The 17,773-nt window shown below is 34.7% G+C and carries 17 protein-coding genes and 1 tRNA gene; 11 read left to right on the top strand and 7 right to left on the bottom strand.

Annotated features, from left to right (window positions below; translation table 11 throughout):
- Positions 1–196: 196 nt before the first annotated feature.
- Both AP058_RS09470 and AP058_RS09465 read right to left on the bottom strand, forming a co-directional pair.
- Positions 197–622, bottom strand: coding sequence for a hypothetical protein (locus AP058_RS09470; protein ID WP_066309750.1), 426 nt, complete (start codon positions 620–622; stop codon positions 197–199).
- A gap of 107 nt (positions 623–729) precedes the next feature.
- Entirely contained in the window at positions 730–2,235 is a 1,506-nt protein-coding gene (locus tag AP058_RS09465; protein ID WP_066309746.1) for a hypothetical protein, read from the bottom strand.
- Positions 2,236–2,360: 125 nt separating this feature from the next.
- Here AP058_RS09465 and AP058_RS09460 point away from each other — a divergent pair, with 125 nt between their 5' ends.
- The 4 genes from AP058_RS09460 to AP058_RS09445 all read left to right on the top strand — a co-directional run bounded on the left by AP058_RS09460 (position 2,361) and on the right by AP058_RS09445 (position 4,899).
- Positions 2,361–2,789, top strand: coding sequence for a PaaI family thioesterase (locus AP058_RS09460; RefSeq protein ID WP_066309744.1), 429 nt, complete (start codon positions 2,361–2,363; stop codon positions 2,787–2,789).
- 9 nt (positions 2,790–2,798) lie between these two features.
- The gene (locus AP058_RS09455) at positions 2,799–3,896 is read left to right on the top strand and encodes a chorismate-binding protein (protein WP_066309741.1); all 1,098 of its coding nucleotides are present in this window, start codon (positions 2,799–2,801) and stop codon (positions 3,894–3,896) included.
- 135 nt (positions 3,897–4,031) lie between these two features.
- Positions 4,032–4,748 (top strand): bacillithiol biosynthesis deacetylase BshB1, encoded by a 717-nt coding sequence (bshB1, locus tag AP058_RS09450; protein ID WP_066309737.1) that lies wholly within the window; start codon positions 4,032–4,034, stop codon positions 4,746–4,748.
- 75 nt (positions 4,749–4,823) lie between these two features.
- Positions 4,824–4,899, top strand: a tRNA-His gene (locus AP058_RS09445).
- Between the two features lie 119 nt (positions 4,900–5,018).
- Here the strand turns inward: AP058_RS09445 and purU are convergent.
- From purU to AP058_RS09430, 3 genes are all read right to left on the bottom strand, one after another.
- Positions 5,019–5,873, bottom strand: a complete 855-nt coding sequence (gene purU / locus AP058_RS09440; RefSeq protein WP_066309735.1) for a formyltetrahydrofolate deformylase — start codon at positions 5,871–5,873, stop codon at positions 5,019–5,021.
- Positions 5,874–5,906: 33 nt separating this feature from the next.
- On the bottom strand, positions 5,907–6,623 hold the full coding sequence (locus AP058_RS09435; RefSeq protein WP_066309733.1) for a DUF4197 domain-containing protein: 717 nt from the start codon (positions 6,621–6,623) through the stop codon (positions 5,907–5,909).
- A 247-nt stretch (positions 6,624–6,870) separates the two neighbouring features.
- A complete protein-coding gene (locus AP058_RS09430; protein ID WP_157492673.1) occupies positions 6,871–7,527 on the bottom strand; it encodes a hypothetical protein in 657 nt (218 codons plus the stop codon).
- A 101-nt stretch (positions 7,528–7,628) separates the two neighbouring features.
- On the opposite strand from AP058_RS09430, the gene AP058_RS09425 reads away from it, so the two are divergent.
- From AP058_RS09425 to AP058_RS09395, 7 genes are all read left to right on the top strand, one after another.
- On the top strand, positions 7,629–11,069 hold the full coding sequence (locus AP058_RS09425; RefSeq protein ID WP_066309725.1) for a methylmalonyl-CoA mutase family protein: 3,441 nt from the start codon (positions 7,629–7,631) through the stop codon (positions 11,067–11,069).
- Positions 11,070–11,262: 193 nt separating this feature from the next.
- Positions 11,263–11,562, top strand: coding sequence for a hypothetical protein (locus tag AP058_RS09420; RefSeq protein WP_157492672.1), 300 nt, complete (start codon positions 11,263–11,265; stop codon positions 11,560–11,562).
- A 215-nt stretch (positions 11,563–11,777) separates the two neighbouring features.
- Complete coding sequence (locus AP058_RS09415) at positions 11,778–12,407, top strand: YqaA family protein (RefSeq protein ID WP_066309717.1); 630 nt, start codon at positions 11,778–11,780, stop codon at positions 12,405–12,407.
- A 97-nt stretch (positions 12,408–12,504) separates the two neighbouring features.
- Positions 12,505–13,434, top strand: coding sequence for a TerC family protein (locus AP058_RS09410; protein WP_066309715.1), 930 nt, complete (start codon positions 12,505–12,507; stop codon positions 13,432–13,434).
- A 44-nt stretch (positions 13,435–13,478) separates the two neighbouring features.
- The gene (locus AP058_RS09405; protein ID WP_231739619.1) at positions 13,479–13,691 is read left to right on the top strand and encodes a zf-TFIIB domain-containing protein; all 213 of its coding nucleotides are present in this window, start codon (positions 13,479–13,481) and stop codon (positions 13,689–13,691) included.
- Positions 13,692–13,809: 118 nt separating this feature from the next.
- The gene (locus tag AP058_RS09400) at positions 13,810–14,655 is read left to right on the top strand and encodes an alpha/beta hydrolase family protein (RefSeq protein WP_066309710.1); all 846 of its coding nucleotides are present in this window, start codon (positions 13,810–13,812) and stop codon (positions 14,653–14,655) included.
- Positions 14,656–14,776: 121 nt separating this feature from the next.
- Positions 14,777–15,286, top strand: coding sequence for a hypothetical protein (locus tag AP058_RS09395; RefSeq protein WP_066309706.1), 510 nt, complete (start codon positions 14,777–14,779; stop codon positions 15,284–15,286).
- A 64-nt stretch (positions 15,287–15,350) separates the two neighbouring features.
- Here the strand turns inward: AP058_RS09395 and AP058_RS09390 are convergent, their stop codons facing one another.
- Positions 15,351–16,301, bottom strand: coding sequence for a TerC family protein (locus AP058_RS09390; protein ID WP_066309704.1), 951 nt, complete (start codon positions 16,299–16,301; stop codon positions 15,351–15,353).
- A gap of 132 nt (positions 16,302–16,433) precedes the next feature.
- Positions 16,434–17,450, bottom strand: coding sequence for a glutamine synthetase beta-grasp domain-containing protein (locus AP058_RS09385; protein WP_066309701.1), 1,017 nt, complete (start codon positions 17,448–17,450; stop codon positions 16,434–16,436).
- Between the last annotated feature and the right edge of the window lie 323 nt (positions 17,451–17,773).

Below are 17,773 nucleotides of genomic sequence, written 5' to 3'. Positions count from 1 at the left end.
TGTGCAGTTTTTTAGTTGCGATTCGTGGGTTTATCTTTGCTTTATTGCTGCTTTCGAAAAGATTAGCTCAGTAGACGCGAAGCTTTTACGCCTTTTAAAATTTAATTGGTGATTTATTCATTTCGATTAAAATATAGAATTAAATCTCCTGATTTTTAATATTTTCTCTCTCTGAATCAATTGGATACACACTCAACTATTCCGTAATCTCATCGAAAACAAAGTCTGGTTTGCTAAAGTCAAAAGGAACCGTCTCATCAAAATAAGCAATTTTTAAGAAACTATGAACAAAGCCTTTTCCTAAAAGTAATTTGCCATTTTCTTCTAAAAAAATAATTGGTTTTCTCCGCCATTCGCCGCCGCCGTAAGGTTTAAAATGAAAAGTACCGCGAAGTGTATCTTTTTTGATGATACCCGTTACATCTCCTGAATCAATAAACGCTTTTCCATTATACCGAATTTCATATTGACCATAAAATTTATTTTCTAGACGAATAATAGATAAATAGGCAGTATCTTGATTCGCAATAGCACGATAAAATTGTTTGTTTTTTACATCGTGTTTCGCGCAGCCGAAGATTAGTTGTGTAATGAAAATCAATAAAAATACTCTTCTAATCATTTCTTTGCTAATTGTTTAGTTTGGTAAATACAAAGAAGCTTAAATAAACTTTTTTGTGTACTTTGAATTACTAATTTTTAATTTTTTTTTGCGATACAATTGTGAAACTATTTCTTTTTTTCTGGAAAATCTCTACTTTGATACGCACCCAAATCGGGAGGAAGTGTTCTTGTGTTGCCCAAAATATCAGCCGAAATTAAATAAGCTGGATATCCTTTCGCGAAAGCGCTAGAGGTTCTATCGATGTACAACTGATTTTTTGTCACGTTTAAGAATTGCGGACTTTCATTCAAAATTATATTTGCATAATGCTCACTATCGGCACCGATTTCTTTATTGGAAGATTTTAATAGACAGTTAGTGAGTTTATAGTTAAATGTCACATTAGCGGCTTTATCAAGTCGCAATGCATCAGCATAAGTACTATAAATGATGCAATTGTTGAAAGCAGCTTCAATTAAATCATTTCCATCATTTGAAGTGTTCTCTTTTAAATTACTAATGGAAACTGCCACTTGGTTATAGTTATTCCAATTGTTATTAAAAGTGCAGTGCGTAAACTCATAATTACCGCCAAAAGAACAAAATAAGTTCGCTTTTCCTGAATTATTAATGACAATATTAGAACCTTTAATTTTTGCATTCTCAGCTAAAATGCCATAATTGACGCAATTGTAAATTTGTGTGTTTTTAATTAAGGTTATTGTTTTATTGGTGTTTTGAATGTACAATCCTTCGGTTGCATTTTTTAGGGTCAGATGATTGATGGAATTGTTTAGACTTCCCTTTCCTAACCAAATTTTTCCCCATTGCCCAGCAATTTCATCGTAATTGGATTCTAACCGGTCGCCTTCAAAAATAACTTCGTGTTCTAAAAATTCAGTTGTAGAAACAAAGCCGTTAATCTGTAAAGTAGCATTTTTTCCCACATAAATACCAGAATTCGCATGAAAATATACACGAGTTCCCGCTTGAAATTGAACCGTTTTATGTTCGGGAACCGATGCATATCCGTAAATAACATACGGTTTTTGCTTGGTAAAAATCAGTTCGTTCCCGTTTTCTGGATCATTTTCGTTCAGATAAAAACCTTCTATATTTTTATCTTCGATAGTAATGGTTTCTTTACTTCCATCTGCATTTTTAGATGGATATAAAAAAATGGCATCTTTAATTAAAGTCACCAAATCGACCACTTGCTGATTCGGGCCAGTGTCAAATAGAATTTTATCGGTATACAAAAAAGATTTAGGGTCCGCATCGCTTACATCAGCCGTGGTTTCTATGAAAATAAAGAGACTGTCTTTGGCAAGTAATGTAACATTGCTGAAGATCCTTCCGTTCGTGCCAGACATGCCGTCAACGCTCATTCGATATTTTGAATGCAGTCCATTTTTAAATTGAATAGTCGGAATAGAAATGTCTTTTTTACTCTTATTATACACTTTCAGTTGATACGTACTTGAACCGATGTTTCTAAAAACGGTATCCAAATAAACCGTGTCTCTCGAAAAAAACAAATCGCCTGAACTCGGTACAGTTTCGAAATCACTTCGACATGAGCTAATACAGCTAAGAAGTAGGATTGCGAGAAAAAGAAAAAGGGTCCGCATTGTTATAAAGTTTATGTAAAAATAGAAAAAAACTAATTGCAGTACGTTTTGATTTAATTTTAGAAATACATTTAGACTTTGCTCGATTATCTTTTAGTAATTTTACGTTTCTAAAAACAATTTCAATGATATTTAGTAAAGAACAAGTTTTAGAATTTTGCAATCAGTTTTCAAAAAACACGTTAATGCAAACTCTACAAATTGAATATATAGATGCAGGCGAAGATTTTTTGGTCGCTAAAATGCCGGTCACTCCAGCGGTTCATCAACCGATGGGAATTTTACATGGAGGTGCTTCGGTTGCTTTGGCAGAAAGTGTGGGTAGTGCAGCTTCTCATTTTTTTATCAATCCAGAAAAGCAAGAAATTCGCGGAATCGAAATTTCGGCCAATCATCTAAAAAGTATTCGAGAAGGAGTTGTTTTTGGAACAGCCAAAATAATTCATAAAGGTAAAACACTACATCTGTGGGAAATAAAAATTACAGACGAATCTGGAAATTTAATTTCGCTTTGTAAATTGACCAACATGGTTTTGGATAAAAATGTAAAGTAAGACTAAAAGATGGATGATTTTTTTGAAAAAGTAGCGGAGCACAAAACGAGTCAACTTCCTTTTGTGATGTACAGTAAACCCAATTCGGATACCGTTTTTGGAATTTTACAAAATAACACTATTCTTTTTGAAGTGACCGATTTTTCGGAGAAGGGATTTGTTTTTGCATCATTTGATAAAAGTAAAATGATTTTAATTCCGGAAAATGAATCAAAAATAATTAAAACAGTTTTTAAGAACAACTCGAATTTTAGCATTGCGAACAACGATTCGCAGCACGATAATTTGGCTAAAATTTCGTTTGAGAATTTGGTAGAAAAAGGAATAAATGCGATCGTTGCGAAAGCATTCAAAAAAGTAGTTTTATCTCGAAAGGAAGAAGTTTCATTGACTGATTTCAATTTTATTGAAACTTTTCAGAACCTGATTCAATTGTATCCTGCAACTTTTACCTATTGCTTTTATCATCCTAAGGTTGGTTTTTGGATGGGAGCCACGCCAGAGCAATTGCTTAAAGCATCAGAAAACACTTTTGAAACTACAGCTTTGGCGGGAACACAGCAAGCAAATGATACTTCGACTGAAATAGTTTGGCAACAAAAAGAGAAAGACGAACAACAGTATGTAACCGATTTTATTGTAAAACGCTTGCAAAATGTGGCATCGCAAATAACTGTTACGAAGCCATACAGTTTAAAAGCAGGTGCAATTTGGCACATTAAAACCGATATTTCGGGCGTGTTAAATGAAGAGTCTACTTTAAAAGAAGTGGTTGATTTGCTACATCCAACTCCAGCGGTTTGCGGACTGCCAAAGGATAAAGCAATGCAATTTATTGTCGCCAATGAAAATTATAATCGAACGTTTTATACTGGGTTTTTAGGCGAACTGAACAGTAGTTTAACTTCAGTAACAAAAAGTTCTGATTTGTTTGTGAATCTTAGATGCATGCAAATAGAGAATGATAGCGCGATGCTATACATGGGTTGCGGGATTACTAAAGAAAGTATTCCCGAAAAAGAGTGGGAAGAAAGCGTGAATAAATCCATGACAATGAAGAAGGTTTTGTGGAAGGCAGAGAGATTAGCGCCAAGAAGCAAGATTTGAAATGCAGACGACAATACGCAGGAGTAATTAAGAAATAGATAGGAAAGAAAAACAAGAAAAATAATATAGTGGAAAATTGGGGAATTCATGAATTAATTTTTACCCTCAATTTAGCCAGACTTAAATATAAAAAGAATGAAATTAGACATATTAGCTTTTGGTGCGCATCCAGATGATGTAGAATTGGGTTGTGCAGGGACAATTTTGAAAGAAGTTTCATTAGGTAAAAAAGTGGGAATTGTAGACTTGACGCGCGGCGAATTAGGAACTCGTGGTTCGGCAGAAATTCGGGACCAAGAAGCGGCTGCCGGCGCCAAAATTTTAGGAGCCCAAGTCCGTGAGAATTTACAATTCCGCGATGGTTTTTTTACAAATGATGAGCAACATCAATTGGAAATTATAAAAATGATACGCAAATACCAACCTGATACTGTTTTGTGCAATGCTATCGACGACAGACACATTGACCACGGAAAAGCAAGTAAATTAGTATCGGATGCTTGTTTTTTGTCGGGCTTAATGCGAATTGAAACCGAATTGGATGGACAAAAGCAACAGCATTGGAGACCAAAAGCAGTATATCATTACATTCAATGGAAGGATATCAAGCCTGATTTTGTTGTTGATATTACTGGTTTTGAAGAAAAAAAAATTGAAGCTGTTTTGGCGTATCAAACTCAGTTTTATAATAAAAATTCAGACGAGCCAGCAACGCCAATTACCAGTAAAAACTTTTTAGAAAGCTTAAATTATCGCGCGCAAGACCTAGGAAGATTGGTAGGTGTCGATTTTGCCGAAGGTTTTACAGTCGAAAGATATTTGGCTGTCAACAGCTTAGATGATTTGATCTAAAAAGACGATACTTTTTTTGATTTTTTGTTTGCAAAAGTAAACATTAGTTGTATATTTGCAACCGCTAAGGCAAATGGTGGTTGTAGCTCAGTTGGTTAGAGCATCGGTTTGTGGTACCGAGGGTCGCGGGTTCGAGCCCCGTCTTCCACCCAGAAAGCAAAAGCCTCTCAGAAATGAGAGGCTTTTTTTGTGGACTAAACTTTCGTTTGATATTTTTTAAAATTATAAAACGAAAACATAGATATATGTGAAATTTTGCAATTGAAAATATTACGAAAAAACCACGGTCTTATTGCTATAAACCATTGTTTTTCGCTGCGCATGTAATTTGATAGCTCTCGCCAAAACAATCCGTTCTAAATCGCGACCTTTCATAATAAAATCTTCTACCGAATGAATGTGAGATACGCGAGTAATATCTTGCTCGATAATCGGACCTTCATCCAACTCCTCGGTAACATAGTGACTGGTTGCTCCAATAATTTTAACACCCCGTTTAAAAGCCGCATGATAGGGCTTTGCACCCTGAAATGCAGGTAAAAAAGAGTGGTGAATGTTAATTATTTTATTAGTGTATTTACTGATAATCGTAGGTGTGATAATTTGCATGTAACGTGCCAAAACGATAAAATTAATCTGGTAGCGTTCTAACAATTCCAACTGCAATCTTTCTCCTTCTTCTTTCGTTTCTTGCGTAAACGGAATATAATGAAACGGAATGTCAAAGCGCTCGGCAACCGTTCGCAAATCATTGTGATTGCTAATAATTAGTGGAATTTCAACATTCAACTCTTCCGCGCTGTATCGCCCTAAAATATCAAATAAACAATGGTCGTACTTACTGACGAACAAAGCCATTTTAGGTTTTTGTTCTTGGTTGTACATTTCCCATTGCATTCCAAAATCAGCAGCAATGGTTTGGCCAAAATCAGGTTTAATTGTTTCAAGTGTGTTTTTAACGTTTGTTAATTCGCATTCCAAACGCATAAAAAACACATTCTGCTCGTGATCTACATGCTGATCAATGTAGGTAATATTTCCTGCAATTTTTAAGATGTAATTGGTAACGGCTGCAATAATTCCTTTTTGATCTTTACAATGAATTAGTATTGTTATTTTTTGCATTGCGGTGGTTTGTGTAATTTATAGTTTTTTGGTTTATTTGCGATCCTGCATGGCAAAAACTTGCTTTAATAAAGGTGAAGTTCTTGCATTTAAGTTGGTTCGAATGTTTTTTTCTTCTACAGAAATCATCTTAAAAACACCAGTCATCGCTTGACTGGTCACGTAATCTGTCAAATCTGGATTAACATCTTTCGTTAGCGGTAAACTGTTGTATTTGGTAATTATGTTCTTCCAAATTTTATCAGCACCTACTTTACTAAAAGAGTTTTGTACCACAGGACTAAATTTGCTGTACAATACTGTAGAGGTACTTCCTTGCAAATAGGCAGTCGCCGCAGAATCATTCCCCAATAAAATATTTTTGGCATCCGTAAATGTCATTTTTTTAACAGCATCCACAAAAATCGGCGTAGCTTCTTTAACCGCGTCTTCAGCCGCACGATTCATCACTTTAATGCCTTCGTCTGCCAAAGAACTCAAACCAAATTTGCGCAAGGTCGCATCGACTTTTTGTAATTCTTCGGGCATCAAAATTTTTACTAAATCATTTTTATAAAAGCCATCAACGGCAGTTAATTTAGTGACTTGTTGAGTAATTCCTTTATTCAAGGCTTCTTTCAAGCCAGATCCGATGTCAATGCCGGACGCACTTTTTACCTGTGCTAATTCTCGTATTTGTGTCAATGTTGGGTATGTTTGAGCGCAAGATGCAATCGTAAAGCCCAACATCAAAAAGATAATTTTTTTCATTCTAGATTATTTATAAGAGTTTCAAATTTACTATTTATTCAAAATAAAAGCACACGAATTACAACAAGAGCAGAATTATTTGTGTTTTTACTACTAGTTGTCTCGCTGTACACTATATCCGCGCAAAAAAAAGCGCGGGATGCCGTTTCAATCGGGTCTAAGTCTGGGGTTTTGTACTTTTATTTACTTATTTTAAAATGTTTCAGTAGCACTGATTCGTCTGTTACATTTTGATCATTTGCGCTTTTTAACGTGACTTGTAGTTCTCCAACTTATTCAATTCTTGTTCAATTTCTCTAATCCACTGTTCTTGTGATTCAGTATTGCCGTAAACTTGGTTGTCATAGTCTATTTGCATTTTTTTCCAAGCCCTAGTATTTTCATCATAAACTTTATTGTAGTTCTGTACCGAATTGTCATTTCTAGCAGCCAAGATGTCAAACGCCTTTCTAATTTTTCTGGCATATAACTCTGTAATATCAAAATGAAGTTGCTCGTGCGCTAAAACAGCTTTTTTGTCGGTTTTAGTCCAAGAATTTTGTTTGGAAAAGGCAGCTTCAACGGTGTAATTACTAATTCTATTTTTAGAATATTGATAGCTTATTTTGATATTCGACGAAGTTTCAGCAACTTTATTGGAGTTTGCATCTCTCCGTCTTCCCTGAAAATCGTTCCAGATTAATTTTCGATTGCTAGACCAAATAATTTTGTCTCTTTCGTCAGCAATAGTTGTTGCTGTTGGTAATTCGAAAGGTATGTTTGAACTACAAATAAAAAGTAGTAGAAAATAGAATGTCATTTGCTTCATCATATTATTTTTTGCTTTCAGTAAAAAGTAGCGTATCTTTAATAGTAGGCGATCTGTTTTTACAATTAAATTGATATATGCCAAAAACTGAGCCACATTATAAAGAATTTAATTTTTTTATTTAAGGGAACGGCGGGAAGTAACGAATTATTAAAATATTTTGTAAATTGCACCTGTAAAATTATCATATTCATAAAATGGAACCACAAAAACCGTATATTCCTAAATATAAAGTAAGAATTGTAACTGCAGCCTCTCTTTTTGATGGTCACGATGCCGCAATTAATATTATGCGCCGAATTATTCAATCTACAGGAGTAGAGGTAATTCATCTGGGACACGATCGAAGCGTAGAAGAAGTGGTTAATACCGCAATTCAAGAAGATGCAAATGCTATTGCTTTGACCTCGTATCAAGGAGGTCATAACGAATATTTTAAATACATGTATGATTTGCTTAAAGAAAAAGGAGCAGGGCACATTAAGATCTTTGGTGGTGGTGGTGGTGTTATTCTTCCTTCTGAAATTAAAGAATTGCAAGAGTACGGTATTACACGTATTTATTCGCCAGATGACGGTCGTTCGTTAGGTTTACAAGGAATGATAAACGATTTGGTACAACAATCAGATTATGCAATTGGAGATAAATTGAATGGAGAGCTTGAAGGTATTGAAGATAAAAATCCAAGAGCAATAGCTCGATTAATTTCGGCAGCAGAGAATTTTCCAGAAATCGCCAAACCAGTTTTTGATCAAATTCATACCCTAAATAAAGATTCTAAAATTCCAGTTTTAGGAATTACTGGAACAGGAGGTGCAGGTAAATCATCTTTAGTGGATGAATTAGTACGTCGCTTTTTAATTGATTTTCCCGAAAAAACAATCGGAATTATATCGGTCGATCCATCCAAAAGAAAAACAGGCGGTGCTTTGTTAGGCGATAGAATTCGTATGAACGCTATTAATAATCCGAGAGTTTATATGCGCTCGCTGGCGACGCGTCAATCTAATTTAGCGTTGTCAAAATATGTTGCCGAAGCCATTCAGGTTTTAAAAGCAGCTAAATATGATATTATAATTTTAGAAACTTCAGGAATTGGGCAATCTGACACCGAAATTATGGACCATTCCGATGTTTCATTGTATGTGATGACGCCTGAATTTGGTGCGGCCACTCAGTTGGAAAAAATTGACATGCTTGATTTTGCTGACTTAGTAGCGCTAAATAAATTTGACAAGCGCGGTGCTCTCGATGCCATTCGTGACGTAAAAAAACAATACCAACGCAATCATAATTTATGGGATAAAAAGCCAGACGATATGCCTGTTTTTGGTACAATTGCTTCGCAGTTTAACGACCCAGGAATGAACACCTTGTACAAAGCGATTATGGATACGATCGTGGAGAAAACGGAATCGGATCTGCAATCTACCTTTGAAATTACGCGCGAAATGAGTGAAAAGATCTTCGTAATTCCGCCACATAGAACGCGCTATTTGTCTGAAATTGCTGAAAGCAACCGTTTGTACGATGCAACAGCAATAACACAACAAGACGTAGCTCAAAAATTATACGGAATATTTAAAACGATAGAGTCGGTTTCAGGAAAAATTCCGCAAATAAATAAAGCAGGAATTGATGAAGATACGGTTTTCCCTAGCGCGATCGAAGAAGACAACCAAAATAAAATTTTCTTAAATTTACTTTTAAACCAGTTTGACAAAGTAAAAATGGACATGGATCCATACAACTGGGAGATGATTTTGACTTGGGATGAAAAAGTAAACAAATATAAAAATCCGGTTTACAGCTTCAAAGTGCGCGATAAAGAAATAAAAATTGCTACGCATTCAGAAAGTTTATCACATCAGCAAATTCCGAAAATTGCCTTACCAAAGTACCAAGCTTGGGGTGATATTTTGCGCTGGTGTTTGCAAGAAAATGTTCCTGGAGAATTTCCGTTTACTTCTGGATTGTATCCATTTAAAAGAGAAGGTGAAGATCCATCGCGCATGTTTGCGGGAGAAGGAGGGCCAGAACGCACCAACAAACGTTTTCATTATGTGAGTGCAGGAATGCCAGCCAAACGTTTATCTACCGCCTTTGATAGCGTTACCTTGTATGGAAACGATCCCGATTTGCGTCCAGATATTTACGGAAAAATTGGTAATGCGGGAGTATCTATTTGCTGTTTAGACGATGCTAAAAAATTATATTCTGGTTTTGATTTAGTGCATGCGTTGACTTCGGTTAGTATGACGATAAATGGACCAGCACCAATGTTGCTTGGCTTTTTTATGAATGCTGCCATAGATCAACAATGCGAGCATTACATTAAAGAAAATGGATTAGAGCAAGAAGTACAAGCGAAAATTGCAAAAATATATGCAGCAAAAGGCGTTAAAAGACCACATTATCAGGGCGATTTACCCGCAGGAAATAATGGTTTAGGTTTATTTTTACTTGGCGTTACTGGTGATCAAGTTTTACCACTAGATGTGTATGATGAAATTAAAGTAAGAACATTATCGCAAGTTCGTGGAACCGTTCAAGCAGATATTTTAAAAGAAGATCAAGCACAAAATACTTGTATTTTTTCTACAGAATTTGCGCTTCGATTGATGGGCGACGTTCAAGAATATTTTATCACTAAAAACGTACGTAACTTTTATTCGGTTTCTATTTCGGGCTATCACATTGCCGAAGCTGGAGCAAACCCCATTACACAATTGGCGTTCACGCTTTCGAATGGTTTCACTTACGTGGAATATTATTTGAGTCGAGGCATGAGTATCAATGATTTTGGACCTAATTTATCGTTCTTTTTCTCGAATGGAGTTGATCCAGAATATGCAGTAATAGGTCGTGTGGCTCGTAGAATTTGGTCAAAAGCTTTAAAAAATAAATATGGAGCCAACGAACGCGCACAAATGTTGAAATACCATATTCAGACTTCAGGGCGCTCGTTACACGCTCAAGAAATTGACTTTAATGATATTCGTACCACCTTGCAAGCCTTATATGCGATTTACGACAACTGTAATTCGTTGCATACCAATGCATATGATGAAGCGATTACCACTCCAACCGAAGAATCGGTACGACGTGCAATGGCGATTCAGCTGATTATTAATAAAGAATTAGGTTTAGCAAAAAACGAAAATCCGATTCAAGGTTCGTTTATAATTGAAGAATTAACGGATTTGGTTGAAGCGGCCGTTTTACAAGAATTTGATCGAATTACAGAGCGTGGCGGCGTACTTGGTGCGATGGAAACCATGTACCAACGTTCTAAAATTCAAGAAGAAAGTTTGTACTATGAAACCTTGAAACACAATGGTGATTTTCCTATTATTGGCGTAAATACTTTTTTAAGTTCCAAAGGTTCTCCAACGGTGATTCCTGCCGAAGTGATTCGCGCTACTGAAACCGAAAAACAGTACCAGATTGAGATGCTGCAGAATTTACACGAAGGAAATAAAGACAAAGTAGAAAACCATCTTAATATTCTGCAAGAAGCAGCAATCAAAAATGAGAACATGTTTGAACATTTGATGGAAGCCTCTAAAGTATGTTCGTTAGGGCAAATTACTTCAGCTTTGTTTGAAGTAGGAGGTCAGTATCGAAGAAATATGTAAAACAAATGATCCTCTAAAAGAGCAGCTCCAATCCGAGAGCTGCTTTTTTTTTGCATTAAATTAAGATAGGAATTGAAGACAAATTCAGATGTAAAAGCAGTTTGCTTTCATAAGATACTTAATGGCTGTTAAATAAATCAAAATTATTCACTTCAGTACATCAGATGGATTAGTTTTTAATTATTTTCGCGACATGAAACGTAGCCGAAATAATATCATCAGTTGTATCATACTCGTATTGGGTTTGTTATTATTTGTTGATGTTTGTGTGCAACAAAAGGACACTTCTTTATTAACAGAATTAAACGCCGAAAACACTCCAAGTTTGGATGCTGTTGATCCTGATTTAGATCTTACTGAAGAACATCAAATTACCTTTTCAATTGAATTATTAGCAGTAGTAGAAAAACTTACTGTTCACAACCATTTTCACTTTACCAATAGGTCAGTTCGACCTTGCTTTTCTGTTTGGCAACCGCCAGAACTTAGTTAGTACATTCTAATTTATATGTAGTGCTTGAATTTTTTCATGGTCTTAACTGTGGTACAATTTCGTATTACTGACAAATCGTGCTCAATAACTAAAATTCTTACTGATGGGTTTTGATATCTTTTAATGAAAATGAACAAATTATAAAAGAGGAGTTCAAAGTCTAACTAGTATCAAGATCATGGATTTCAACATAAATTTTATAAACGAAATAAGCAATGGCTCAAAATAACAAAACAATCACGAATCAAAGCGGAATTACAAAGTTGTCAGTACTGAATAGGTATTATAAAATAACACATTTTTATTCTTTTTTAAAGAGTACGGCGATTAAAGGCGGAATTGTTATCGTGATTTTCGTTGCAGTATTGTTGGCGTTAGAATACTTTTTTTTAGATTTTAATTCCCTTCTTAATACGCTAGTAGCAACTTATTCACCAAAAATAATCTTCTCTTTTTTCTTGTTGTCAGAGACCGTTTTAGGATTGGTGCCACCAGAAATTTTTATAGCATGGGCGTCGAAATCAGGAACTCCTTGGTTGTTCTTATTCACATTGGCAACGATGTCATATGTTGGTGGTATCATCGCTTACTTTATTGGGAATCGCTTGTTTTTGATACCGGCTGTTAAAAATCATATAGAGAATAAAATAGCACTGCACATTTCAAATTTGCGAAGATGGGGCGGGCTTTTTGTTTTTATCGGAGCCATGTTGCCGCTGCCACATTCCATTGTTAGTTTGGCTTGTGGACTCATCAAGTACAATTTTAAGCACTATCTATTGTGGGCGTTATTCAGATATGTGCGATTTGTGATTTATGCCATGGTCATTTTTCAAATCTTTTAGAATGTTTTTCAGAGTATTTTATATACTTAAACTTTTGAAATCATTGCGTCAAATCTCGAGTGATTTCGTTTCAATCAAATAAATAATTTAAAATTATATGGTAGTAGATAGTTTTGTGTGGATATGCTTTTTGGGCTTTATCCTAGCAATGTTAGCATTAGATTTAGGGGTTTTTCACCGTAAGTCGCATGAGGTTAAAATTAAAGAAGCGCTAATTTGGAGCGCGGTTTGGATTGGGCTTGCGTTACTCTTCAATTACGGAATTTACGTTTTTATGGGTAATGAAAAAGCTGTGGAGTTTTTAACGGGTTATGTTCTCGAAAAATCCTTGAGCGTCGATAATCTGTTTGTAATTATTATGCTTTTTACCTATTTTAATGTAGAAACCAAGTACCAACACAAAATTTTGTTTTGGGGAATTTTAGGGGCTTTAGTAATGCGAGCCATTTTTATATTTGCAGGTGTTGCGCTCATCAATAAATTTCATTGGATTATTTATGTATTTGGCGCATTACTGATTTTTACTGGTATTAAAATGTTATTTCATAAAGATGAAAATATTGAACCAGATAAGAATCCATTAGTACGCTTGTTTAAGAAATTTTTTCCAGTTACCGAAGAGACGCATGGAGGTAAATTCTTTGTGAAATTAAATGGTAAAACGATGGCAACACCATTATTTGTGGTACTGCTTATTGTCGAATTCACCGATTTAATTTTTGCCGTCGATTCCATACCGGCAATTCTTGCTATAACAGACGATACCTTTATCATTTTTACGTCTAACGTTTTTGCAATATTAGGTTTACGATCTTTATATTTTGCTTTGGCAGGAATTACTAAATACTTTCATTATTTACAATACGGATTGTCTGCAATATTAGTTTTTGTAGGGGTAAAGATGGCGATTGTCGATCTCTTTAAAATTCCGATTGTCTATTCATTACTAGTAATTACCGGTATACTTTTTATCTCGGTGCTACTTTCTGTTGCTTTTCCAAAAAATGAAAATTTAATTAATAAATAAAAATATACACGATGAATTGTCCCACTTGTAAAGTTCCATTAGTAATGTCAGATAGACAAGGAATTGAAATTGATTATTGTCCTGAATGTCGCGGTATTTGGCTAGATAGAGGCGAACTTGATAAAATAATAGAACGGTCGCTAAATGAGCCAAAAAGTACTTATCAGCCAACGCAACAATCTTTTGGCAGCCAGCCACAGCAAGGGTATTATAGAGAACAAAAGAAAAAACACTGGTTGAATGAGTTATTCGATTAACACTTTCTAATAAATTTTTAAAACCTACAGTATTGTAATGCATACTGTGGGTTTTTTATTTCGTACTTTAGTTCTAGTATTTCTACTAAATTTATAATCTGAACTAAATGAGAAAGTAATGAAAAGACAACTTCTACTTTTATTTGTATTGTTCTCTATTTGCGCACAAGCGGCCAAAGTTGACACCTTACAGATTGCAAGTGCAGCAATGCATAAAACATACAAGGCAGCAGTAGTTTTACCTAATTCGTATGCAAAAAGCAAAAATACCTATCCTGTTTTATATTTACTGCATGGTGCATACGGTCATTTTGGAGATTGGTTAAAAAATACACCAAACAAAAACCTAGTTAAAAATTTATCAGATCAGTACGATATTATCATCGTCATGCCCGAAGGAGAAACGTTTAGCTTTTATTTGGACAGTCCTGTTAACAAAGGAAGTCAGTTTGAGACTTATATTACGCAAGAAGTCGTTGAGAAAATGGATCAAACGTATCGTACAATTGCAGAAAAAAGAGGTCGTGTCATTTCTGGTCTTTCCATGGGAGGACATGGCGCATTGTATTTATCGACCAAACATCCAGAGTTGTTTTGCGCGGCAGGAAGTATGAGTGGTGCAGTCGATATGGGAACAATGTTGAACAGAGAACCGAAAGCAGATATTATAAAATTGTTCGAGCCGGTTTTTGGTGCAAATGGAGTAACACAAGAGTTGTGTGAGAAACATGCCGTTCTTGAAATGGTTGGGAGAATGAAAATTAATAACATATCTTTAATTATAGATTGCGGAGTGGATGATTTTTTAATAGAGTCCAATCGAGAATTGCACCGCCGATTGGTATATGCAAAAATTCCTCATGATTACACCGAACGACCTGGAGCGCATACTTGGACGTACTGGGAAAATGCACTACCGTATCAACTGTTGTTTTTTAGCAAAATTTTGAATAAATTAAAATAGAAATAAAAAAAAATTGTACTGATAAATAGCGTTTTAAATAAATTTTTAGAGAATTAATTAAAATTCCATTTTTTTGGTTTGGTTTTTGGAATACCTTTATAAACCTTAAAAAATAAATATTATGAAAAAGATACTTACCCTTTTTGCAGTTGTTGGAATGTTGGTTGTGCAAGGTTGTACAACGAATGATGATTCAAATTATGTAGACACAGATACGGATACAATCAGTGAAGTTTTCGAGGTAAAGAATGTTTCTTTTAATTCTGGAAATGGATTTGAAACTATGATAAACCTGAAAGAAGCAATATTTGATTCTGATGTAGTACTAGTTTACAGATTGTCGGGACAATTAAATGGTAATCCAATATGGACTCCAGTACCTCATACTTATTATTATGATGATGGTACTTTAAGTTTCAGTTATAATTTTGAATTTAGTAAAAATAACATAAGTGTTTATATGTTGGGTGATGACTTAAATTCTGTTACTGGCGAGTACAGATCGAATCAGGTTTTTAGAATTGTAATTGTTCCAGGATACTTTTCGTCAACGTTGAAAAATAGTAGTTATTTGGAAGTTATAAAAGCTTTGAATTTGAATGAAAGTAAAGTACAAAATATTCAATTCTAAATTTAAAATTTAGAATATATAAAAAAGGAAATCGAAAGATTTCCTTTTTTTGTTTTTAATATTTTTACTTTGAAGTATCCGTGCTAAATTTCAACGAAACAATAATTCCAACGCTTAGCGATAATGCAATGAAGGCTAAAGAACCCCATTCTGGAATTTCGATATAATCATGCAAAAGCATTTTTAAACCTACAAAACTCAAAATTGCAATCAAACTGTATTCTAGATAACCGAATTTTTGTAGCATATTAGCTAAGAAGAAATACATCGAACGCAAACCTAAAATGGCGAAAATATTCGAACTAAAAACTAAAAAAGGATCAGAGGTAATGGCTAAAATTGCGGGAACGCTGTCTACAGCAAACAAAACATCCATAACTTCGATAACAATTAAGGCCACAAACAATGGTGTTGCCGCTCTTGTTCCTTTATGATTTATAATAAAAAATTTCTCTTTATCCGTTTCAGAGGTAATAGGTATTATTTTGCCCAACGCTTTGTAAACAAAAGAATCCTTTGGATGAAAATCTTCATCTTCTTTAGAAAACAACATTTTTATCGCCGTGAATAGTAAAAAAGCTCCAAAAACATAAGTGGTCCAAGTAAATTTGTTGATCAATAATACTCCGAAGAAAATCATTATTCCTCTAAAAAAAACAGCTCCCAAAATTCCCCAAAATAAAACACGATGCTGGTATTTTTGCGGAATTTTAAACGATGCAAAAATAATGGCGATCACAAATATGTTGTCAACACTTAAAGACAATTCGATTAAATAACCAGTAATGAACTTCATCGAAGCTGCCATTGGTTTTAAATGGTCTGGATTGTCTATAAAATCGGTAGTGTACAACCAGTAAATTACTCCCGAAAATAAAAAAGATAATGTAACCCAAATAAGCGTCCATTTACTAGCTTCTTTTGTACTAATAATATGTGGATTTTTATTAAAAACACCTAAATCCAATGCGAGAATTGCTACTATTAAGACAAAAAAGAGAATCCAGACTATCATGATTTTTTATTTACGGTTTTAACAAAGATAGTCGATGCATTTTATTTTTGAAATTTATTTTTTAACCCTAATGCATAAAAAAAGTGCCTTCAAATACTGAAGACACTTTTAAAAATGAAATATAGTGTTGCATTACAAAACCGACTTAACTGTCTTAATAATTCGTGCTGCAATTTTGTATGGATCACCGTTTGATGCTGGTCTTCTATCTTCCAGCCAACCTTTCCAACCTTTTTGAACCGCCATTAACGGAATTCTAATCGAACATCCTCTATCTGAAACGCCATAAGAGAAATCATGAATAGAAGCCGTTTCGTGTCTGCCTGTCAAACGTTGGTCGTTATAAGCGCCATAAACTTCCATGTGCTCGGCAGTTACTGGACGGAATGCTTCACATATTTTTTCAAAAATTTCTTGAGAGCCACAAGTTCTCAATACTTCGTTAGAAAAGTTAGCATGCATTCCAGAACCATTCCAATCCGTATCACCTAAAGGCTTTGGGTGGTATTCAATATAATAACCGTATTTTTCGGTTAAACGATCTAATAAATATCTCGAAACCCAAATTTCATCTCCTGCTTTTTTAGCACCTTTTGCAAACAACTGGTATTCCCATTGTCCGCAAGCAACCTCTTGATTGATGCCTTCAAAATTAAGTCCAGCAGCAATACACAAGTCCGCGTGCTCTTCGACCAATTTTCTTCCGTGTGTGTTTTTGCCACCAACAGAGCAGTAGTACATCCCTTGTGGCGCTGGATATCCTCCAACAGGAAAACCTAAAGGCAATTGTGTTTTATTGTCCATGATGAAATATTCTTGCTCAAAACCAAACCAAAAATCATCATTATTATCATCAATCGTTGCTCTACCATTCGATTGGTGCGGCGTACCATCTGCATGCATTACTTCGCACATCACCAAATAGCCATTAATACGAGTAGGATCTGGATAAATAGCTACGGGAACTAAAAGACAATCAGAAGAACCGCCTTCAGCTTGCTTTGTAGACGAACCGTCAAAAGACCAATTTCCAATTTCTTGCAAAGTGCCTTCAAAATTTTCATGATCTTCTACCTTAGTTTTACTTCTAAGATTTTGAGTTGGTTGGTATCCGTCTAACCACAGGTATTCTAATTTTATTTTAGCCATAACAATATTGAATTGATTGATTTTTAGTGTGCTGTTTCAACACGACAAATATAAATTTATTTTTTTTATTAGATTAAATTAGGGGGTACGATTTACTTATTAATCTTTATTTTTAGGAACACCGTAATTTGAAGGGGGGTGCGGTAATAAATTTGATATAAATAAGACGTTTTTTAAATAATCTGCTAAAAAAACCGATGGTCAAAAATAGTTTCATTTTTGTTGTATCGTTAGAGTTGAACTGTAAAAGATTAAAATTTGTTAAATTATTGTGATCTGAATGCATTTTTGTTCACTAAAATCAACTTTAGTTGCTGATACCG

This window comes from Flavobacterium sp. TAB 87 (genome assembly GCF_001529295.1).
GTDB lineage: Bacteria > Bacteroidota > Bacteroidia > Flavobacteriales > Flavobacteriaceae > Flavobacterium.
The sequence above is the reverse complement of the archived record's forward strand: the minus strand, read 5'-3'. Positions and strand labels throughout refer to the sequence as shown.

Coding starts and splice junctions, on each gene's coding strand:
- AP058_RS09470 (WP_066309750.1), bottom strand. CDS start 622: ATGATTAGAAGAGTATTTTTATTGATTTTCATTACACAACTAATCTTC.
- AP058_RS09400 (WP_066309710.1), top strand. CDS start 13,810: ATGAAAAGACAACTTCTACTTTTATTTGTATTGTTCTCTATTTGCGCA.
- AP058_RS09395 (WP_066309706.1), top strand. CDS start 14,777: ATGAAAAAGATACTTACCCTTTTTGCAGTTGTTGGAATGTTGGTTGTG.
- AP058_RS09405 (WP_231739619.1), top strand. CDS start 13,479: ATGTCAGATAGACAAGGAATTGAAATTGATTATTGTCCTGAATGTCGC.
- AP058_RS09425 (WP_066309725.1), top strand. CDS start 7,629: ATGGAACCACAAAAACCGTATATTCCTAAATATAAAGTAAGAATTGTA.
- AP058_RS09390 (WP_066309704.1), bottom strand. CDS start 16,301: ATGATAGTCTGGATTCTCTTTTTTGTCTTAATAGTAGCAATTCTCGCA.
- purU (WP_066309735.1), bottom strand. CDS start 5,873: ATGCAAAAAATAACAATACTAATTCATTGTAAAGATCAAAAAGGAATT.
- AP058_RS09385 (WP_066309701.1), bottom strand. CDS start 17,450: ATGGCTAAAATAAAATTAGAATACCTGTGGTTAGACGGATACCAACCA.
- AP058_RS09435 (WP_066309733.1), bottom strand. CDS start 6,623: ATGAAAAAAATTATCTTTTTGATGTTGGGCTTTACGATTGCATCTTGC.
- bshB1 (WP_066309737.1), top strand. CDS start 4,032: ATGAAATTAGACATATTAGCTTTTGGTGCGCATCCAGATGATGTAGAA.
- AP058_RS09455 (WP_066309741.1), top strand. CDS start 2,799: ATGGATGATTTTTTTGAAAAAGTAGCGGAGCACAAAACGAGTCAACTT.
- AP058_RS09465 (WP_066309746.1), bottom strand. CDS start 2,235: ATGCGGACCCTTTTTCTTTTTCTCGCAATCCTACTTCTTAGCTGTATT.
- AP058_RS09460 (WP_066309744.1), top strand. CDS start 2,361: ATGATATTTAGTAAAGAACAAGTTTTAGAATTTTGCAATCAGTTTTCA.
- AP058_RS09415 (WP_066309717.1), top strand. CDS start 11,778: ATGGCTCAAAATAACAAAACAATCACGAATCAAAGCGGAATTACAAAG.
- AP058_RS09420 (WP_157492672.1), top strand. CDS start 11,263: ATGAAACGTAGCCGAAATAATATCATCAGTTGTATCATACTCGTATTG.
- AP058_RS09410 (WP_066309715.1), top strand. CDS start 12,505: ATGGTAGTAGATAGTTTTGTGTGGATATGCTTTTTGGGCTTTATCCTA.